19 protein-coding genes are annotated in these 17,322 nt (G+C 66.3%); 14 read left to right on the top strand and 5 right to left on the bottom strand.

The window, feature by feature from the left end; all coding sequences use genetic code 11:
- Together K8Z49_RS27025 and K8Z49_RS27020 are read left to right on the top strand one after the other, a co-directional pair.
- Complete coding sequence (locus K8Z49_RS27025; RefSeq protein ID WP_412515544.1) at positions 1-726, top strand: hypothetical protein; 726 nt, start codon at positions 1-3, stop codon at positions 724-726.
- Between the two features lie 14 nt (positions 727-740).
- A complete protein-coding gene (locus K8Z49_RS27020; RefSeq protein ID WP_412515543.1) occupies positions 741-1,499 on the top strand; it encodes a hypothetical protein in 759 nt (252 codons plus the stop codon).
- Between the two features lie 333 nt (positions 1,500-1,832).
- On the opposite strand, the gene K8Z49_RS27015 is transcribed toward K8Z49_RS27020, so the two are convergent.
- A complete protein-coding gene (locus K8Z49_RS27015) occupies positions 1,833-3,257 on the bottom strand; it encodes a pentapeptide repeat-containing protein (RefSeq protein ID WP_412515542.1) in 1,425 nt (474 codons plus the stop codon).
- 600 nt (positions 3,258-3,857) lie between these two features.
- Here K8Z49_RS27015 and K8Z49_RS27010 point away from each other — a divergent pair.
- Both K8Z49_RS27010 and K8Z49_RS27005 read left to right on the top strand, forming a co-directional pair.
- Positions 3,858-4,703 (top strand): TIR domain-containing protein, encoded by an 846-nt coding sequence (locus K8Z49_RS27010; RefSeq protein WP_412515541.1) that lies wholly within the window; start codon positions 3,858-3,860, stop codon positions 4,701-4,703.
- A 14-nt stretch (positions 4,704-4,717) separates the two neighbouring features.
- The gene (locus K8Z49_RS27005) at positions 4,718-5,164 is read left to right on the top strand and encodes a DUF4231 domain-containing protein (RefSeq protein WP_412515540.1); all 447 of its coding nucleotides are present in this window, start codon (positions 4,718-4,720) and stop codon (positions 5,162-5,164) included.
- A 79-nt stretch (positions 5,165-5,243) separates the two neighbouring features.
- Here K8Z49_RS27005 and K8Z49_RS27000 read toward each other — a convergent pair whose 3' ends face one another.
- Both K8Z49_RS27000 and K8Z49_RS26995 read right to left on the bottom strand, forming a co-directional pair.
- Positions 5,244-6,056, bottom strand: coding sequence for an inositol monophosphatase family protein (locus K8Z49_RS27000; RefSeq protein ID WP_412515539.1), 813 nt, complete (start codon positions 6,054-6,056; stop codon positions 5,244-5,246).
- A complete protein-coding gene (locus tag K8Z49_RS26995; RefSeq protein WP_412521178.1) occupies positions 6,053-6,910 on the bottom strand; it encodes a DUF5919 domain-containing protein in 858 nt (285 codons plus the stop codon). The genes K8Z49_RS27000 and K8Z49_RS26995 overlap by 4 nt, the downstream gene beginning before the upstream one ends.
- A gap of 350 nt (positions 6,911-7,260) precedes the next feature.
- Between K8Z49_RS26995 and K8Z49_RS26990 the strand changes: the two genes are divergently transcribed.
- From K8Z49_RS26990 to K8Z49_RS26945, 10 genes are all read left to right on the top strand, one after another.
- Entirely contained in the window at positions 7,261-7,554 is a 294-nt protein-coding gene (locus K8Z49_RS26990; RefSeq protein WP_412515538.1) for a hypothetical protein, read from the top strand.
- 77 nt (positions 7,555-7,631) lie between these two features.
- Positions 7,632-8,033, top strand: coding sequence for a hypothetical protein (locus K8Z49_RS26985; protein ID WP_412515537.1), 402 nt, complete (start codon positions 7,632-7,634; stop codon positions 8,031-8,033).
- A gap of 319 nt (positions 8,034-8,352) precedes the next feature.
- Positions 8,353-9,084 (top strand): GntR family transcriptional regulator, encoded by a 732-nt coding sequence (locus K8Z49_RS26980; protein WP_412515536.1) that lies wholly within the window; start codon positions 8,353-8,355, stop codon positions 9,082-9,084.
- Positions 9,085-9,189: 105 nt separating this feature from the next.
- Positions 9,190-9,612: a plasmid replication, integration and excision activator gene (locus K8Z49_RS26975; protein WP_412515535.1), complete on the top strand. Its 423-nt coding sequence runs from the start codon at positions 9,190-9,192 to the stop codon at positions 9,610-9,612.
- Positions 9,612-9,905, top strand: coding sequence for a hypothetical protein (locus K8Z49_RS26970; RefSeq protein ID WP_412515534.1), 294 nt, complete (start codon positions 9,612-9,614; stop codon positions 9,903-9,905). The genes K8Z49_RS26975 and K8Z49_RS26970 overlap by 1 nt, the downstream gene beginning before the upstream one ends.
- Positions 9,902-10,216: a hypothetical protein gene (locus K8Z49_RS26965; protein WP_412515533.1), complete on the top strand. Its 315-nt coding sequence runs from the start codon at positions 9,902-9,904 to the stop codon at positions 10,214-10,216. The genes K8Z49_RS26970 and K8Z49_RS26965 overlap by 4 nt, the downstream gene beginning before the upstream one ends.
- Before the next feature lie 85 nt (positions 10,217-10,301).
- The gene (locus K8Z49_RS26960) at positions 10,302-11,759 is read left to right on the top strand and encodes an FtsK/SpoIIIE domain-containing protein (protein WP_412515532.1); all 1,458 of its coding nucleotides are present in this window, start codon (positions 10,302-10,304) and stop codon (positions 11,757-11,759) included.
- Positions 11,760-11,842: 83 nt separating this feature from the next.
- Positions 11,843-13,471, top strand: coding sequence for a replication initiator (locus tag K8Z49_RS26955; RefSeq protein WP_412521176.1), 1,629 nt, complete (start codon positions 11,843-11,845; stop codon positions 13,469-13,471).
- Positions 13,468-13,683, top strand: coding sequence for a helix-turn-helix transcriptional regulator (locus tag K8Z49_RS26950; protein WP_412515531.1), 216 nt, complete (start codon positions 13,468-13,470; stop codon positions 13,681-13,683). Before K8Z49_RS26955 ends, K8Z49_RS26950 begins: the two co-directional genes overlap by 4 nt.
- The gene (locus K8Z49_RS26945) at positions 13,683-14,966 is read left to right on the top strand and encodes a tyrosine-type recombinase/integrase (RefSeq protein ID WP_412515530.1); all 1,284 of its coding nucleotides are present in this window, start codon (positions 13,683-13,685) and stop codon (positions 14,964-14,966) included. Before K8Z49_RS26950 ends, K8Z49_RS26945 begins: the two co-directional genes overlap by 1 nt.
- A 30-nt stretch (positions 14,967-14,996) precedes the next feature.
- Here the strand turns inward: K8Z49_RS26945 and K8Z49_RS26940 are convergent, their stop codons facing one another.
- Positions 14,997-15,986: a coiled-coil domain-containing protein gene (locus K8Z49_RS26940; RefSeq protein WP_235206294.1), complete on the bottom strand. Its 990-nt coding sequence runs from the start codon at positions 15,984-15,986 to the stop codon at positions 14,997-14,999.
- A 134-nt stretch (positions 15,987-16,120) separates the two neighbouring features.
- Positions 16,121-17,284 (bottom strand): S8 family peptidase, encoded by a 1,164-nt coding sequence (locus tag K8Z49_RS26935; protein WP_021596059.1) that lies wholly within the window; start codon positions 17,282-17,284, stop codon positions 16,121-16,123.
- Positions 17,285-17,322: the final 38 nt, after the last annotated feature.

Genomic DNA, 17,322 nt, shown 5'->3' with positions numbered 1-17,322 from the left:
ATGCCGCACGCAGTGGCCGCCCGCTTTCAGGAGCTGGCGAGGGTCTCGGACGGCCGGATAGGGCTCCTGCCGGCCGTTCCGGACGACGAGATGTCTTCGTGGGCGACACCCGTCCCCGAGGACGTCCGCGCATTCCTCGGAACCGTCGGCGGTTTCACGATCGGCGACCGGCACGTCTTCGACTTCAACCACCCCGACAACCACGTCCCGGTGGCGAACGAGAACTGGCCGCTGGGCGCCGATTCCTCCACCTACTGGCTTCTGCACAGCGACGGTTCCGCGACGACGTACTACGTGGACGTGGAGAACGGTGCTTGGGGCCGGGTCTTCAGTTTCTGGGAGGAACCCCATGCCCGCCTCGTGGCCCCGAGCCTGCTGAGCTGGGCGGACAACCTGGCGTCAGGGCTGGAGGCCGCCCTGCGAACCGATGGCGACCTGGGCCAGGCGTTCAGCGACTGGCTGTTCGGCAACGAGGAATCCCTATCCCGCCATCCTGAGAACACCGTCCAACCCATGCCGGCGGCCACGGCGCGCGTATCCGACGACCCGGAAATCGCAGCCGCCGCGGCCCACCTTCCCGACGACGCCTTCCTGGCGGATCTCCGCAAAGCCGTCTACCCCACGGAGATCCCTTTCGCGTCCGTCGTCCCGTACGGCGAAGAAGTGACGTACGCCCGCTCCGCGAACGGCCGTTTCCTGACCGCCACGATAATCCCCGACCCGTAAAACCCGGAGCGCAGATGATCACCCCCGCCGAGCATTGGGTCTACAAGGACAGCAAGGGAATCACGCTCGAACGGGGGCTCAAGCGCGGGGACCTGTCATGGCAGGGCTTCGAGCGGTTGACCGCCCGATCCGCCATCGGCGCGCTCGGTGAGCTGTCACGCGACCTGGCGCGTCCCCTGGACTTCGGGATCACCCGGCGGGTCGTGGAGGAGGTCGACGGCATCCCCGGCATCGGCGTCCACGTTCCGCGCCGCTGGAACTGGTACCTGACGACCCCGGACACACCCCAGTACGCGCACTCCGCCTATGTCGACCCGGTGGAGGTGAAGGCCGAGACGATCGACGAGGCGAGCATGTTCGAGGTGGCCGCTCGCGCGCTCGACGACCCAGACGACGTATCCACCGGCCAATGGGTCGAATGGGAGGAGATGTACGTCCACGACACCATGGCCCACGTGCCGCAGCAGCACGGCCCGGCGGACCACCTGGTGGTCGACGACTACGACAACCGCAATGCCGACGTCCACATCCCGCTGATACGCGCGGACGACGGCACGACATGGGCCCACCGGGCCCACATGGTCACCTGGCCGCCGCTCTCCATGGACGCGCACAACCACACCGGAACCCGGCGCCCCGACCACGAAGACTTCGACACCTTCATCCAGCTCCGGATCCACGTCAACTGGTCACTCTGGTGGGAAAAAGAAGCCCCAGGCCACGCGATCCTCACCCGCACCCTCGACCGCCTCCACACCCAAGGCTGGACGTAGGCCCAGAGCAGCCGCAGACCCCCGCGTCGGTCGGCCACAGCCCTGGTCGGAGGGCCGGGCGCCTAGAAGACCGAGTTCTAAAACCCCAAGATCGCGACCAGCGACGATATCGCGCATAACGGTGCTGACCTGGTCCTCGTCCCCTCGGTCACTCTCAACGTCTCGCACATGATCGCGCCCCCATGTGCCCCCGATGTGCCCTCTGTGCTGTCCGGGCCTTGGCCGGATCGCCGCATCTTTATCCGTTCGACCATGGCCAGGGTCGCTGGCTGGCTTCCCCGCGCTGACCTCACGGTGACGGATCACGTGCGGAGGCGTCTGCTGGTGATGCTGTCACCGCTGCTGTCCGTCCCTACGGGTGAGCCGAGCCAAGCCGTTGTCGCCTATCTGCACACGCCAGGAACTTGGCCACGCGTGATCGACGTTCGGATCGCTCACTGTGGCTCCATCAAAGTTAGATTCGCTTTCGAACTGCGCTTCATGGAACCTAGTGGTACCGCTGAACTGCGCTCCGCCGAACCCAGCGGTCCCACCGAACCACGCCCCGCGGAACTGGGCGTCACCGCCGAACCGCGCCTCCCTAAAGGTGGCATCCCCACTGAACTGAACCCCTCCGCCGAATCTCGCATCTCCAACGAACCGCGCTTCAGCGAACCAGGCATCGCTGCCAAACCGCGCCCCGTGGAAGCCGCCGGCCCCACCGAACTGCGCTCCGCCGAACCCAGCGGTCCCATTGAACTGCGCTCCGCCGAACACGGCATCCCCGCTGAATTGCGCTCCGCCGAACCCAGCAGTCCCATTGAACTGCGCTCCGCCGAAGCTGATAGTCCCACCAAATCGAGCCGCGCCGAATCCAGCAGCTCCCTCAAAGTGCGCCTCGCTGAAGTCGACAGTCCCACCGAATTGAGTCTCGCCGAAGCTGACAGCCTCACCGAATTGCGCCCCGGCGAAGTTGACGGCTCCGCTGAACCGTGCCTCCCGGAATCCAGCGCTCCCACTAAAACGAGCGTCGATGAAACGAGCATCTCTTGGAGAGCAGCCATTGAAGTCGAAAAAGATCAATTGCGCGCCGCTGAGGTCGACGTCAATGTTCTCCCAGTAGGAGGGGAGATCCTGCTCTCCTAATTGCGTCGTGATCAAGTGACGTTTCAGGAGTTTTTGCACAGTGAGCCGAACTTGGAGTTCTTGGTGGGCTAAGTCAGTGGCAACCGGATCGAAGCGGGTAGAGTTGTTCGATTCGCTACCTTCGGGGTCCTGCCAAGTGGGTGGGAGCCGAAAGGGCATCCGCAGGTAAGAGCAGACGACGTCGATGACGGTTTGCCGGTAGTAGGGGTGGTCTTGAGCCAGGCGCTCTAGGGAGTACAGCCCACCTAGCCGGACGGCCGCTTTATCATGTCCGAGCAACTCGACGGCCTGGCCGTATTCGACATGGGCTTGGACGCGTTCGGCGCGTTCACCAGCAGCCTCGTCGACGCGTTGGCGGCGATAGGCGGTGACCAGGGCTACCAGGGCACCGACTCCGGCCACTAGGGCAAAGACAAGTTTGAGCAATTCCAGGAGATCCTTGGTCTCCAGTGGCTTCGGCTTTGCCTGGGATGGCGAGCCCAGCAGCCACAGCACCAGGAACCAGGCGGCGACCAGCAACACCACAGCGGCGGTGAAGGCGAAGGTCAATGCCCGGCGGATCGACCACAGCCCGAGTGTCTTGTGTGCGTCCTTGATCGGCCGATACCCCGGTGTCTGTCCGCTCTGCCGCATGAGCCCGATGCTACGGACAGCGCGGCCATATCCAACGATTGTTCAAGGTGAACTCGCTGCCCGCAACCGGCCACCTGCATTCGCCTGGCGTGCGACATCTGCGAGGGTCTTGGGCGTCCGGCGTAGCTGGTTTCTTCCCCTCACCTTCCTCCCCCCGGCCCCGACGAGACCTGTACTTAGCGACGGACAGGTTCCGTCAAGGGTGGCCGTAGGCCATCACGTAGTGACGCCGTAGGCGCCCTTGACGGGTTCTGGCCGTCGCCATCCTCGACAGATCGGGGTCGGGGGAGCCCCGCGGATTTCCGCCTCAGCCTGCAACGTCCCTGTATCGGGGATGGCTTGTGCTTGACCTGATGCACCATGTGCGACGGCGGCGCGGCCCCCGTGGCGGCCGGATGGGGCGGGGCCGGCGGCGCAGCGCGATGCGCGGCCCAGCGCGGCCGTCCGGTGACCGGCGCCCACGCCGCACGCTCCGGGCGGCCTGGCGCGGGGCCGCGCAGCGGCCTGAGCGCCGCCGCCCCTTGATCCAAAACAGCCCAATTCGGCAGCGCTCCAGCGAGAGTCCAACCAGAACGCATGATCAATTGATATATTGGGCGCATGCCAGCTAGGTTGCTCATCCCACGCGACAAGTTCGAGACGCAACTCAAGCAGTCACTTGCGCGCTACGAGAAACTTAAGGTCATGCCGATTTCTACCACGGCTGATCGAAAGACCCTGTTGGCAGCCTTCAAGAGCTGGGATGAACACAACAAGAGGCTTATCGAGAATAGCTTCACTGCGGTTCCTTGGCATGAAAGTAGTCCCAAGTCAGACTATGCAGACCTCCAGGATTTGGAATTCTTTTCCAGTCTTGATCTTGAGGAGGATCAAACAGGGACCCTACTCAAGCTTGCCGCTGAGAAGGCGCGCAAGATTCTTTCCCTGATTGACTCACTGTCACTCTATGAAGTAGAAGGTTCGAGCACAGGGGCTTCAAGCTTGAGTGTAGAACAAGCGGGTGTGATCTTTCTGGTTCATGGGCGCGACTCAGCCGCTCGCGAAGAAGTGCGCCGCGCCCTTGAGCGGATGACTGACCTCGCAGTTGTTGTTCTCAGCGATGAGGCAGCCGCTGGCAGCACCATAGTCGAGAAGGTCAGTTCTCATATCGGATCCTCTTCATACGCCGTGGTACTAATGACTGCGGATGACGAGGGTCGCCTTAAAGGCGACTCCGATCTATCGAGCAGAGCTCGACAGAATGTCGTATTGGAACTTGGCTATGTACTGGCTGCCCTTGGTCGGGCAAACATTGCCATCCTCAAAGAGGACGGCGTGGAGCTTCCGAGTGACGTACAGGGCATGAATTACATTGTCTTCGATGCGGGCGGGGGCTGGAAGCTTCGCCTCGTTCAGGAACTCAAGGCGGCGGGCTTTAACGCAGACGCAAACAAGATCCTGCCGTGAGCAGGAGTCTCCAGATGTCGACGCAAGAATCGAGTTCCAGTGAATCTGCTTATGTTTTGACGCTGGCAGATGATTCTTACCGCTGGTACCAGCGTGCAGCTCAAAAGGCGCGGAGGTACTATCGACTCACCGAGGTTCTTCAGCTAGTACTATCTTCAGCTATACCGATCTCGGCGGTACTTTCTCCCAAGAATGCCATAGTTCCAGCAATCCTCGGTAGTCTTGTTGTCATCCTCACGGGATTACGGTCAATATTCCATTGGCATGACGACTACATCAGATTTAGCGAGGCACGCGAAGCCGTAGAGGCCGAACGCCGCCTTTATTTGACAAAGACTGAGCCCTACAATGACGACCTCACACGGGATGGCCTTCTGGCACAGTCGGTCACAGAGATTGAGCAGCGGGAAATGAGCGCCTGGATTAAGATCGCCAAGCCGCGCAAGCAGAAGCGAAAATAGCCCCGGCTCACATAATTCGGCCGGGCAATTCTTGTAACGGAAGATTTTCGACTTCTGCAAGGAGGCAGTCTCGGGCCGTTTAGCGCGTGTTCGCAGCTTGGCTCGTTCCGCCCATTAGAGCGACTATATCTTTGGCGATCGCTTGTGTCGTGCCGACGGTGGCGGCTGACGCGAAGGTGTGATCGGTGCCGTCGTGATTGATGACCTTGGCTCCCGCTTCGCGGGCGATGATGACGCCAGCGGCCATGTCCCACGGTTTGTTGGAGAGGGTGATGCTGGCGTCTAGTTTGCCTTCGGCAAGCCAGGCTAGGTCGATGGCTACTGAGCCGAGCATGCGGATTCGTTGGACGTTGGCGGCTAGGCGTTCGGTGAGGGCGATGCGTTGGCGGTTCTTGGCTTCGGCTCCCTCGCCCACGGCGTAGTCGCCTATGGCCACGATTGCGTCTTTGAGGTCGGTGGTCATGCTGGCTTGGATGCGGCGGTCACCGAGGTAGGCGCCGGTGTGCTGGGCGGCGTGGTAGCGGTTGCCCAAGAACGGTAGGTCGATGACGCCTACTACGGGGCGGCCTCGTTCGATGAGGCCGATGGAGATACCGCACAGGGGGATGCCTCGGACGAAGTTGGCGGTGCCATCTACCGGGTCGATCGCCCACATGAGTCCGCCGGTGGTGTCTCCGCTGATGCCCTCTTCCTCGCCGAGGATGGCGATGCCGGGGGTTCGTTCTTTGAGGTGGGCGCGGACGGCGCGTTCGACGGCGTAGTCGACTTCGCTGGCCATGTCGCGGTCGCCTTTGGCGGTGACTAGGCCGGGGACGCGGGTGCGCACTAGTTCGCTGGCTATCTCCGCTGCTTGGAGGGCGACGGGTAGTAGGGCTGCTGGTGCGTCGGTCATACGGTGCGGCCTCGTTCCCATAGCGCGTTGAAGATCTCTTCGAACGTCCCATACAGTCCGGTGCCGGTCGTACCGCGCTCGGCGAGGAAGGTGGGCGAGTCGACTCCGCGGGCGTTCGGTAGGTAGGGCTGCATCACGCAGAGCTGGTCGTTGATGAGCGTGATGTTGAACCGGATGGTCTCGTCGTACACGGCGACCGACAGGCGGTCTTGGGCCTCGGGCGATAGGCGCTTGCGCAGGCGGGTCAGGACTTCGATGTTCAGGCGTGTGAGGGTGGTGAGGTGGTTGTCGCTGTAGCCCTCTTCGTGTTCGCGGGCTCGGATGGCCTCGCCTTCGGGGTCCAGGAACAGGGCTTGCAGGATGGCGCCGTCCTCGATGAGCCGGAAGAGACGGGTGTCGGGGTACTGCTGGCACAGCATGTTGAGGGAGAGGCCGGCGGCCCGGATGCTGCTCGCGCCGTCGAGCAGGGCGTGCGGTGGGTGGGCGAATGAGAACTCGGCGCGGGTGGCGAAGACGGCGGTGACGTCGGCGTAGGGGTTCGGGCCAACCCTGTCGGCGGTCGACTCAAGGTCTGCGCGCTCGTCACTAGGGGCGGCGTAGGCCGCGGGCTCGTCCGCCAGGACGTGAGGCGGGCAGGGGGCGAACAGCTCGTCGGCGGTCCACTCGGGGAACATCGCTTCTAAGACGCGGCAGTGGTCTGTGTAAGGGAGGCGCTTGAGTTCACCGGACGTCCAGCGGTGGAGCTGGGCACGGCTCGGGGCGGTGCCGGAGAGTTCGGGCGAGATCTTCTTGGCGGCCTCGTTGTAGGCGGCCTGAAACATGCCGTAGCGATGTAGGCGGCGCTGACGAATCACGACCTGCAACAGGATCGGTTGGGGAGACACCGGCCGTCCTCTCTGGGTGGGCGTTCACCAGGCTAGGCGCGACACGAGATCGAAGACGAGACAAAGTCGAGACAGATACAAGACGTTGACGCTCAAGACGAGATGATCACGGCGTCGTGACGCAACGTGACTCGTTGGCACGGTGTCGTCATGGCGAGCGATTGCACCTCTTGCAGGGGACGCGGAGTCAAGCGACGCGTTGCACGGCGGACGTTGGCTCCGGGGCACGTGGCGGGCGTTCCGGCTGACAGCCGTCAGGACACCTGCCCTGACTGCCTGGGGACCGGTCACGCGTCCGAGCGGCAGGACGGTGCGGAGTCGTGAACGCCAGGGATTTCGAGCTGCGGCTTCTGGCTGATCTGCGTACCTCGCTGCTCGGTCTGGGCCTGGCCGTCCGACTGGACGAGGGGATGCCGGGGCTGCTGGTGGGCACGGCCAATCCGGGCTTGTTCGTGTGGGTGTTCGTCGGGGCCTCCGGGCGGACGTTCACCTGGCGGCGTGACGACAGCAAGCACCCGGTCGACGACGTGCCGGGCGCGGCGGCGCAGGTCGTTCGTTTTGTGACCGCTCAGGCCGGACAGCTCAACGGGTCGGCCAACGACCACTTCGACTAACGCCTCGGCTGGCCCGATGGGCTGGCCATGGCGCATTGAACGGCAGAGCCGGCGGCGCGACGAGGATGGCCCGCTGCGTGATCGTCCCCCATTTCCCCCGTGGATCACGTGTGTGGGAGGGGCGGGCACAGGCCCCGCGCCGTCGGCTCTGCTCCAACGAAAGCGAGAAACAGGTGATGGGTCCTTCTATCTCCCGTGACGCCGAACTCCGCGTGCTGGGTGACCTTTGCCGGGCGTTGGTCAAGCGCGGTCTGTACGTCCAGCTGCGCGACGCGGTGCCGGGGCTAACGGTCACTCGGAGGGGCGGGACGGCGACGGACGTCATCGGCTACGTCGTGGTGAACCGGCGCAAGGGTGAGGTCTCGTGGTGGCGGGTGGACAACTTGCACCCGATCACGGACTTGGACGGCGCGGTGGACCTGATCAGCGCTTTCATGGCGGAGTCGGCGACCCCCGACCGTCCGAGGTCTCGGCCGTGAGGTCGTGGCCCCAGGATGCCCCCGATGACGTGACTGCGGCCGTCGTCACGCTGGAACGCCGGTTCCCGGGGGCTTCGGTCTGGTTCGGGCAGCACACCTTCCGGTGGTGGGCCGTGGTGCCCGGTTCTACTCGGTGGATGCTCGTTGAAGCGATGACGCCTATGCAGCTCGCGGACAGGATGGCTGAGGTGCTCGGGTCGGCTGTGCCTGGCGGCGTAGTCGGGCCTCGTGGTGTCCGGTAGTCGTGACAGCCGGGGCGGGTTGGGCGTAGGTTAGGCCCGACCTGGTAAGACAACCTGTCGGATGATGGACGGTCGAGATGAGCCTTGAATCCGTGCCGCCGAAGTACGCCCAGCTCGTCACGGAGCTTCAACGGCGCATCGAAGCAGGACAGTACGCGCCCGGCTCGGCGATGCCCAGTGAACACCAGCTCATCGAAGAGTTCAGCGTCAGCCGCCCGACCGTGGTCGCGGCCCTGCGGGTGCTCCGCGATCAAGGCTGGATCGACTCCCGGCAGGGCAAGGGCCGGTTCGTCCGCGGCCGTCCTGCCCTGGCCTCCCTGGAGAGCGCGCGGGCGGGTCAGGTTCGGTTGGCTGGCTCGGAAGCGGCCATCCCTGGTGAGTTGCTGGCCTCGGGGGTGGTGGATGCTCCGAACCGCGTCCGGACGCTCCTTGGTCTCGACTCGTCCGGCAAGGCGTTCCTTCGCCGGCGACTGCTGACGGCTGACGGTGCGCCGTCTGAACTCCTCTCCCTGTGGCTGCCCCTGGACCTGGCGGAGGGAACGAACCTGACCAGCGGTGTGCCCCTGGGACAGGGTGTGCGGGAACATCTGGAATCTCGCAAGGGCGTGAAGTTCGATCACATCATCGAGCACATCGTCGCGAGGATGCCGACTGAGGAGGAAGCGGGCCTGCTGTCCATGCGTGACGGGACGCCGGTCCTCGTCGTGTACGCGACGGCTCGGGACGCTGCTGGCCGTCCGCTGCTCGTGGTCGACACGGTCATGCCTGCTGACCTGCATGAGCTGGAAGACGCCTACCCGCTGGCGTGACCGCATCCGGCCACACGCCGGTTAGTTACTTGATAGACCAAGCTGGGTACGATCACACTTGATAGGTCAACTGACAGACAGTTGACCGGACGGGATGTGATCACAGTGGCAGTGCAGGGTCCGTTCAAGGTCGCGTTCGGGGATGTGTTCCCGTTCGGCGCGTTCGTCAAGGGCGGGGTGGAGCCGGTGCGGGACTTCGACCGGTCGACCCGGGAGAACTTCGTGCAGGCGCGGGACAAGGACACCGGCGAACTCGTCTGGGCCGTGGAGGTCCTGGACGCCGACCCGGAGTCCAAGGGCACGTTCAAGGTCAAGCTGGCCGGGCCGGTGCAGCCGCTGGTTCCGGAGGCTCCGTCGGGGTTCCCGTTCGTGCCGGTGGAGTTCGACGGGCTGGCGGTGACGCCCTACGTCAACAGCGGCACGGGCCGTCTGGCGTACTCGCTGAAGGCGGCGGCGGTGCGTCCGGCCAACTTCAAGGGCGCGGGCCGGACGGCGGGCAAGGACAACGCGGCGAAGGATGCGGCGTGATGGCGGGCGGGCGCATGTCGGCGCTGTCGCTGCCGATCGATGCCGGTGCGTCGGTGGAGTTCAAGCCGTTCCGGGCGCGTACGCCGCTGTTCACCGTGTCGGCGGGTCGGGTGCTGGTCACCCTCACCCTTCCCGAACGGCTGGGCGCCGGGGACGTGGAGTTCGCGCGGGCGCTGGCCGAGCAGGCGACGGCGTACGCGGTGGAGGTCGAACGGCTGTTTCGTTCCGACCGCCGTCCCTCGTCGGGGCGGTCCTCGTCGGGCCGGTCCTCCCGTAAGGGGGTGGCGGCGTGAAGGACGGATACGGCTCGCTGGGCGTCCACTTCGGCGCGGACACGCGCTTTGACTGCCACATCTACCCCGACAACCCGCCGACCGCGCCGATTCTGACGGTCTCCACGCCGGGCCTGTCGCTGGCACTGTCCAACCGGGGACGTGGTCTGGAGGAGGGCGACCTGCAGAACGCGCGGCGGCTGCTGGAGGTCGTCACCCGGTTCACGGCCGAGGTGGAGCGGCTCCACGCCCTCTACGGCTTCACGGCCGAGTCCCCCGAGTCACCCGGGTCCGCCGAGTCCTCCGGGTCCGCCGAGAACGCGGCGGCGTGATGTAGGTGGGGCGGCTGGAGCTGGTACCTCCGGCCGCCCCGCTTTTCCTCTCCCCTCAAACACCCAAAAGAAGAGGTCATCCATCATGGCATGGGAGTTCCGCAAGCTCCGTCCCGGCGACAACGTCGCCGTAGAAGCCCAACGCGACCCGTTCGCCGCCCCCAAGTGGGCGCCTCCGGTGTGGCACATGCCCGAAGGGCTCGTGCTGATCGTCAACGCCGTCCGCGTCCTGGTCCGCACGCTCGTCTTCCTGGCCCGCAACATCGTCCCCGTCACCGTCCTGTCCGGCCTGGCCTGGCTCGGCGTCCGGTTCGGATGGACGGTCCCCGTCCTGGTCCTGGCCCTCGTCGCCGTAGCGCTGGGTGTGTGGGCGGGGGTGGACCGTCCGTCCTTGGTCCGCTGGGTCGCTCGTCCGGCCCGTGCCCGGTGGCGGCTCATCTTCGTGTACCGGCGGCACTGGCAACCCGTCCTGGTCACCGCCGGACTGACCAAGGTCCACAAGGGACGGGAGTATCTGCCCTCCCTGGTCCGCGTTCGCTGCGGTCCGACGTCTGACCGCGTCTTGGTGAAGATGCTCAAGGGGCAGGCTCCGGACGCGTGGGAACGGGTCGCGGTCAACCTCGCGCACGGCTTCGGCGCAACCCTCGTCCGCGTCCGCGACGGGGACCGTCCGGGACGGATCTGGCTGGAGTGCGTCCGCAAAGACGCCCTCGCCGTCCCCATCCCCGCACTCCCCGTCCCCGACCCGTCCGAGGTCGACCTGTCCGGCCTGGAGATCGGACGGACCGAGGACGGCTCACCCTGGCGGCTGCGGCTCCTCGGAACCCACGTGCTGATCGCGGGCGCCACAGGAGCCGGCAAGGGCTCGGTCATCTGGTCCACCATCCGCGCACTCCTCCCGCTCATGCTCGGCGGGCTGGTGGAGGTGTGGGCCGTCGACCCCAAACGCATGGAGCTGTCGTTTGGGCGGGCGCTGTTCGAACGGTACGGGCGCTACTCCTCCGATCCCAAGGGCGGCATGGTCGATCTGCTGGAGGCGGCGGCCGAGGACATGAACGCCCGCGCGGAACGGTTCGCGGGGGTGACGCGGTCGTTCACGCCCAGCCATGAGTTCCCGTTCCGGGTGATCGTGGTGGATGAGCTGGCGTTCCTGACCGCCTACTGCCCCGAACGCGACCTCCGCAAGCGGGCCGAGTCCGCGCTGGCCGTGCTCACCTCACAGGGCCGGTCGGTGGGGTACTGCGTGATCGGGGCACAGCAGGACGCCCGCAAAGAGGTCAACAACCTGCGCAACCTGTTCCCCGACCGCATCGCCCTGCGGCTGGACGAGGATGAACAGGTCGACATGGTGCTCGGCGACGGTGCCCGCGACCGTGGCGCCCTGGCCGATCAGATCTCCTCCATCCCCGAGATCGGCGCGGGAGCCGGGTTCGTCCGGCTGGAGACCACCCCCGACCCGGTGCGGGTCCGGGCCGCCTACGTCTCCGATGACGACATTCGGGCCATGGTCGCGCTGGGCTTCCCGGACGTGGAGGCGGCGTGACACAACTGACCCTCGACGGATCGGCGTCTATCGCACCCTCCGAGGAGTCGACATCGGCCGCTGAGGGCTCGCAGACGGGCGCGGTGGTCAAGTCGCTGGCTCCGCTGGCACGGGGCGTGCTGGAAGCGGTCGCGGTCGAACACGGCGTCTGTATCCGGCCGGTGCCCATGCGGCGCGTCGACCTGCACACCGGCACGGCCGAAATGGTGTACGTCCCGTGTAATCACACGCTGGCCTCGGTGTGCCCGTCGTGCGCCGAACGCAAGCGCAAACTGCGGGCCGTGCAGTGCTCCCAGGGCTGGCACCTGGACACCGAACCCGTCATCACCCGCGCCGACCCCGATGCCGAGCAACACGCATGGATGCAACTGCGGGCGCAAGCGGCGGCGGCCCGTGACCGCGCATCCCAGGACGGCACAGCGGACGGGGAAGGGCCAGAGTTCTGGGATGCGGTGGTGCGTGACCTCGACAACGAACTCGAACGCACCGGCGTGCGCGGCTCGCTCAAGACCGGTGAGCAGACCAGGGGCCGGCGCACCCGGTCGACCCGGCGGCGGCAGGATGCGCCGGACCTTCCTCGGCGGCCGGTCGACTCGCGCACGGTCGGCAAGGTGTTCCGCGGCAAGGATGGAAAGACGTTCCGGCCGTCGATCTTCCTGACCCTGACGCTGGACTCCTACGGGCGGGTGCGCTCGGACGGAACCCCGGTCGACCCGGACACCTACGACTACCCGCGGGCCGCACGGGATGCCCTGCACTTCTCCAAGCTGGTGGACCGGTTCGTGCAGAACCTGCGCCGGTTCGTCGGCTACGACGTCCAGTACTTTGCCACCGTCGAACCGCAACGCCGTCTCGCGCCCCACCTGCACATGGCCATTCGCGGCACGATTTCGCGGGCTGAGCTGCGGCAGGTGGTGGCGGCCACCTATCACCAGGTGTGGTGGCCCTCGACCGACCGTGTCGTCTTCGAGAGTGACCACCTGCCGGTCTGGGACGACGTGGCGGGCGAGAACGGCGGCGGCTACCTCGACCCGGCTACCGGTGAGGTACTTCCGACCTGGGATGAGGCGTTGGACGCCCTCGGCCAGGACGATGACGCCGATCCGCTGCACGTGGTGAAGTTCGGTCGGCAGATCGACGCCCAGGGCGTCATGCCGGACTCGCCCGAGTCGCGCAAGCTGATCGGCTACCTGACCAAGTACCTGGTCAAGGGCGTCGCCGAATGCCACACCGCCGAAACTGGCGCGCAGCGTGAACACGTCGACCGGATGGCCGAGACCCTCCGCTACGAACCGTGCTCGCCCACCTGCGCGAACTGGCTGCGCTACGGCGTTCAACCCAAGAACCCCCGCAAGGGCCTCACGCCCGGCTACTGCAAGGGCAAGGCACACCGACGCGAACACCTCGGCTACGGCGGTCGCCGCGTCCTGGTCTCGCGTAGGTGGTCGGGCAAGACGCTGGCCGATCACAAGGCCGACCGCAAGGCGTGGGTTCTGGCGCGGCTCGCTGAGGCCGGAGTACCCGTGCTCAACCCGGTCGACCCGAACGCCGTCCACGTCTGGGAACGCGCCGGACCCGGCGACCCCGACGTCAAGCCCACAGACCAACGGCTTCTGCTCCTGATCAACGAACGCATCCAACGGCGCCGCCAGCTCGACGCCGCAACCCACCACCCCACCCCAGAACTTTCGGCAACTCCGGAGGCAGCGTGAGCAGGACGTCAGATGCCGAGGTGCTGAACCTGCCGGTCGATCGGACGTGGACTCCACAGGAGGTGTCTCGCTTCCTGGGCGTACCGGTGGCCACCCTCCATCAGTGGCGCTACCTGGGCACCGGCCCCAAAGCGGCCAAGGTAGGGCGGCATCTCCGCTACCTGCCCGCTGATGTCCTCGACTGGTTCCGGCAACAGCAGGAGGCTGCGTAATGGCCGTGTACGACCGTTGGCACACGGCCAAGCCTCGCAAGGACGAGCAGGGCCGACCGCTGTTCCCATGCCGTGAACACAAGCAGTTCCCCAGCGTCGATCACGGCAAGGGGGACCGCTGGCAAGTCCGGTGGCGTGACGAGAACGGCAAGCAGTGCAAGCGCAACTTTGCGAAGAAGGCGGGCAAGGACCCGAACACGTGCGCTGACGCGTTCGACGCGAAGATCAAAGCTGACCTCGACGCCGGGATGTACGTCGACCCGAATGCCGGGAAGGTCACGTTCCGCGAGTACGCCGGGGAGTGGCTTGCGGCCCAGACCTTCGACGAGGGGACCCGCGACGCCATCGAGCAGCGGCTACGCCTACACGTCTACCCCGACCTCGGAGACAAGCAACTCGGCGTGCTGTCCAAGCGGCCGTCCCTGATGCAGGCGTGGCTGCGGGGACGTCAGCAGGTGATCGCGCCGAACTACGTCCGCGTGATCCTCGCGCACGTGTCCACGGTCTTCAACGCGGCCATAGATGACGGCGTGATCATCAAGAATCCGTGCCGGGCCTCGTCGGTGCGTGCGCCCAAGCGGGACGGGCGAAAGTTCGAACCGTGGTCTGTCGAACGGGTGGCGGCGGTCGGGCAGGCCATTACCGAGCGATACGCGGTGATGGTGGCCGTTGGTTCTCGCCTCGGAATTCGGCAAGGTGAGGCGTTCGGCCTGGCCGAGGAAGATGTCGACTTCATCCGCGGGGTCGTGCACATCCGGCGACAGATCAAAATCTTCAAAGGCCGGCGCAAGGTGTTCGCTCTGCCCAAGGGCGGCAAGGAACGCGACATCCCGCTACCGGACTCGCTGCGGCTGCTCCTGGCCGAGCACATGCAGTCGGACAACTACCCGCCGGTGCCGGTGACCCTGCCATGGAAGACGCCGGACGGTGACCCGGTCACGGCTCGTCTGATCTTCACGACTCGGCAGGGGACGCCCATCCATCGGACGGAATGGAACCGCTTCGTCTGGAAACCGGCCCTCGTGCGCGCCGATGTTCCGGCAACTCGGGACAACGGGTTCCACGCGCTGCGGCATCACTTCGCGAGCGTCCTGCTGGAGCGTGGCGTGGACATTCGGGCGCTGGCCGAGTTCCTTGGGCACGCTGACCCCGGGTTCACTCTGCGGACCTACACCCATCTCATGCCGTCCAGCCGGGACAGGATGCGCAAGGCGATCGATGAGACCTGGGGAACGATTCCGGGGGCGAGTGCCCTGGATGTGCCCTCTCGGGAGATCTCGTGAGGTGCGGCCCTGGTCGGAGGGCCTTCACCTCTAGAAGACCGAGATGTGGACGTGGTCGTAGTGGTTGGCGGTCACGCCGCCTCGGTTCTCCATCGTGCGCCAGCCGGGGCTGCGCATGTCGTAGATGCGCTGGCGCCAGATGACGTACTTGATGCCGAGGGCGCTCGCGTGGGAGATGGCGTACTCGGCCGCGCGGTCGCCCTGGGTCTTGGCGCTGCCGCCCGCCATGACGCCGCCGGTGGTGACCATGAAGTCGCAGGCGTGGCCGGTGCCGTGGTCCTGGGGGTCGCCGGTCTGCCGGACGCAGCCGATCGTGGGGAAGGGGCCCGCCTCCAGGTCGATGGTGTTCTTGACCTTGAGCATGCGGGGGGTGACGCCGCCCAAGCCGGTGCTCGGCGACTCCGGCTTGTACTTCTTGACCAGGGCCTGGATCTTCGCCTTGCGGCTCTTCAGGTCCTTGATCTCCTTTTTGAGGTCCGTCATCTTCTGCTGGGCCTGCTTGCGGGCCTGGAGCTGGGCGTCGACGAGCTTCTGGATCTGGGCGACCTTCGCGGCCTTGTTCTGGGCGAGGTGGCTGACCAGGGTGGCGTTGCTGAGGAGGTCGGACGGGTTCGCGTCGGCCAGGAACGTGACGGTCGGGTCCTCGCCGTTGGTCATGTACTGGTTCGCGGCGAGCTGCGCGACGAGGCCGCGGGCCTCCTGGAGGTCGCGCTGGAGGTCGTTGGACTTGTCCAGCGCCTTCCTGGCGGCGTACTCGGCGTCCTTCAGCTTGGCGAGGTCGCCGCCGTACTCCTTGTCGAGCTGCTCGATCTGACGGTTCAGCTTGGCGAACTTGCTGCTGTCGCCCGGGTCGAGGGGCAGGGACGCAGGCGCGGCGCCGGCCGACGGCGTCGCCGTGCCGAGCAGGGGCAGCGCGGCGGCGACGGCCACGAGAGCCGCAGCGGCGCGTCGTCCGCCCCGGCGGCGATCGGTGGGCCGACGGGTGGAGGCGGGGGTCTCCACGTGTTCTCCTCTCGTCATGGCCAAAGGGTCAATGGACGTTAAAGAACCGTCTTTGCCTCGCCAAGAGTAAACCCCTGGCGTGCGTGGGACGGCGCGAAGCGCGAGATGCCCGGCTCCTTTGCTGGGAGCCGGGCCATCTTACGTGACAGGACTCACAGCTTGCCCTTGTAGACGAGCCGGTTCGCCTGTTGCTTCAGCCTCTTGAGTGTGTGTGTCGAGTTGTCGTTCAGCCACTTCTGCACCTGCGGGAAGGTGGCCTTCTTGTGGGTGGACAGGTAGAGGGCGGCGACGCCGCTGACGTAGGGGGCCGCCATGGACGTGCCGCTGAGGCCCTTGTGGCCGCCGCCGGGCCAGGTGGAGTAGATGCCGTAACCGGGTGCGTTGATGTCGACGCACTTGCCCCAGTTGGAGAACGCGGCGCGGTTGTCGTACTTGGTGGTCGCGCCGACGGTCATGACCCATCCCGCGCCGGACGGCGAGAACTTGCAGGCGTCGGCGTTGTCGTTGCCCGCGGCGACGGACACGAACACGCCGGACTTGGACAGGTTCATCACCGCGGTGTTCAGCGCCGCGGACTTCGGCCCGCCGAGGGACAGGTTCGCGACGGCGGGCTTGGCGGCGTGGGTGCGCAGCCAGTTGACGGCGGCGACCACGTCCGACATCGAGCCCTCGCCCTTGCAGTCCAGGACGCGCAGGGCGCGCAGCTTGACGGACTTGGCGGCGCCGTAGGTCTTGGCGCCGATGATGCCCGCGACGTGGGTGCCGTGGCCGTTGCAGTCCCGTCCGTCGCCGCCGAACCTGCTCGCGGCCCAGGCGACCGAGGCGCGGCCCCCGAAGTCCTTGTGCCCGACGTCCAGGCCCGTGTCGATGACGTAGGCGTTGACGCCGCTTCCGGAGGATTTGTAGTAGTAGCTCTTCGAGAGCTTCGCGGACCGCTGGTCGATGCGGTCGAGCCCCCAGGGGAGCGGCGCGCGCTGGGTCGTGCTGGCCGAGACGACCTGGTCCTGCTCGATCGCGGCGACGCGGCCGTCCCGGCGCAGCTGGGTGAGCTGGTCCTGGTTCAGCCGGGCGGAGAACCCGTTCAGGACGCCGTCGAAGCGCTTGACTCCGGCGGCCCTGACCTTCTTGGCCGCGGCGTCGGGGGACGCCCCGGACTTCAGCGTGACGATGTACTGGCCGGGGACCGGGGTGCCTTCCGCCGCCGTCACCCTCACGAGGGAGGCGGAGTCGTCGGCGAGCACCGGGAAGGTCGCGGCGGCGCCGAGGCAGGTCGCGACCGTGCCGACGAGCAGCAGCCTTCGGTGGACAGCCCGCAAGGCTTCTCCTTCTGCCGGGGGGACCGCGGCGCGGGCCC

Source organism: Actinomadura madurae, from assembly GCF_047130825.1.
GTDB lineage: Bacteria > Actinomycetota > Actinomycetes > Streptosporangiales > Streptosporangiaceae > Spirillospora > Spirillospora madurae.
The sequence above is the reverse complement of the archived record's forward strand: the minus strand, read 5'-3'. Positions and strand labels throughout refer to the sequence as shown.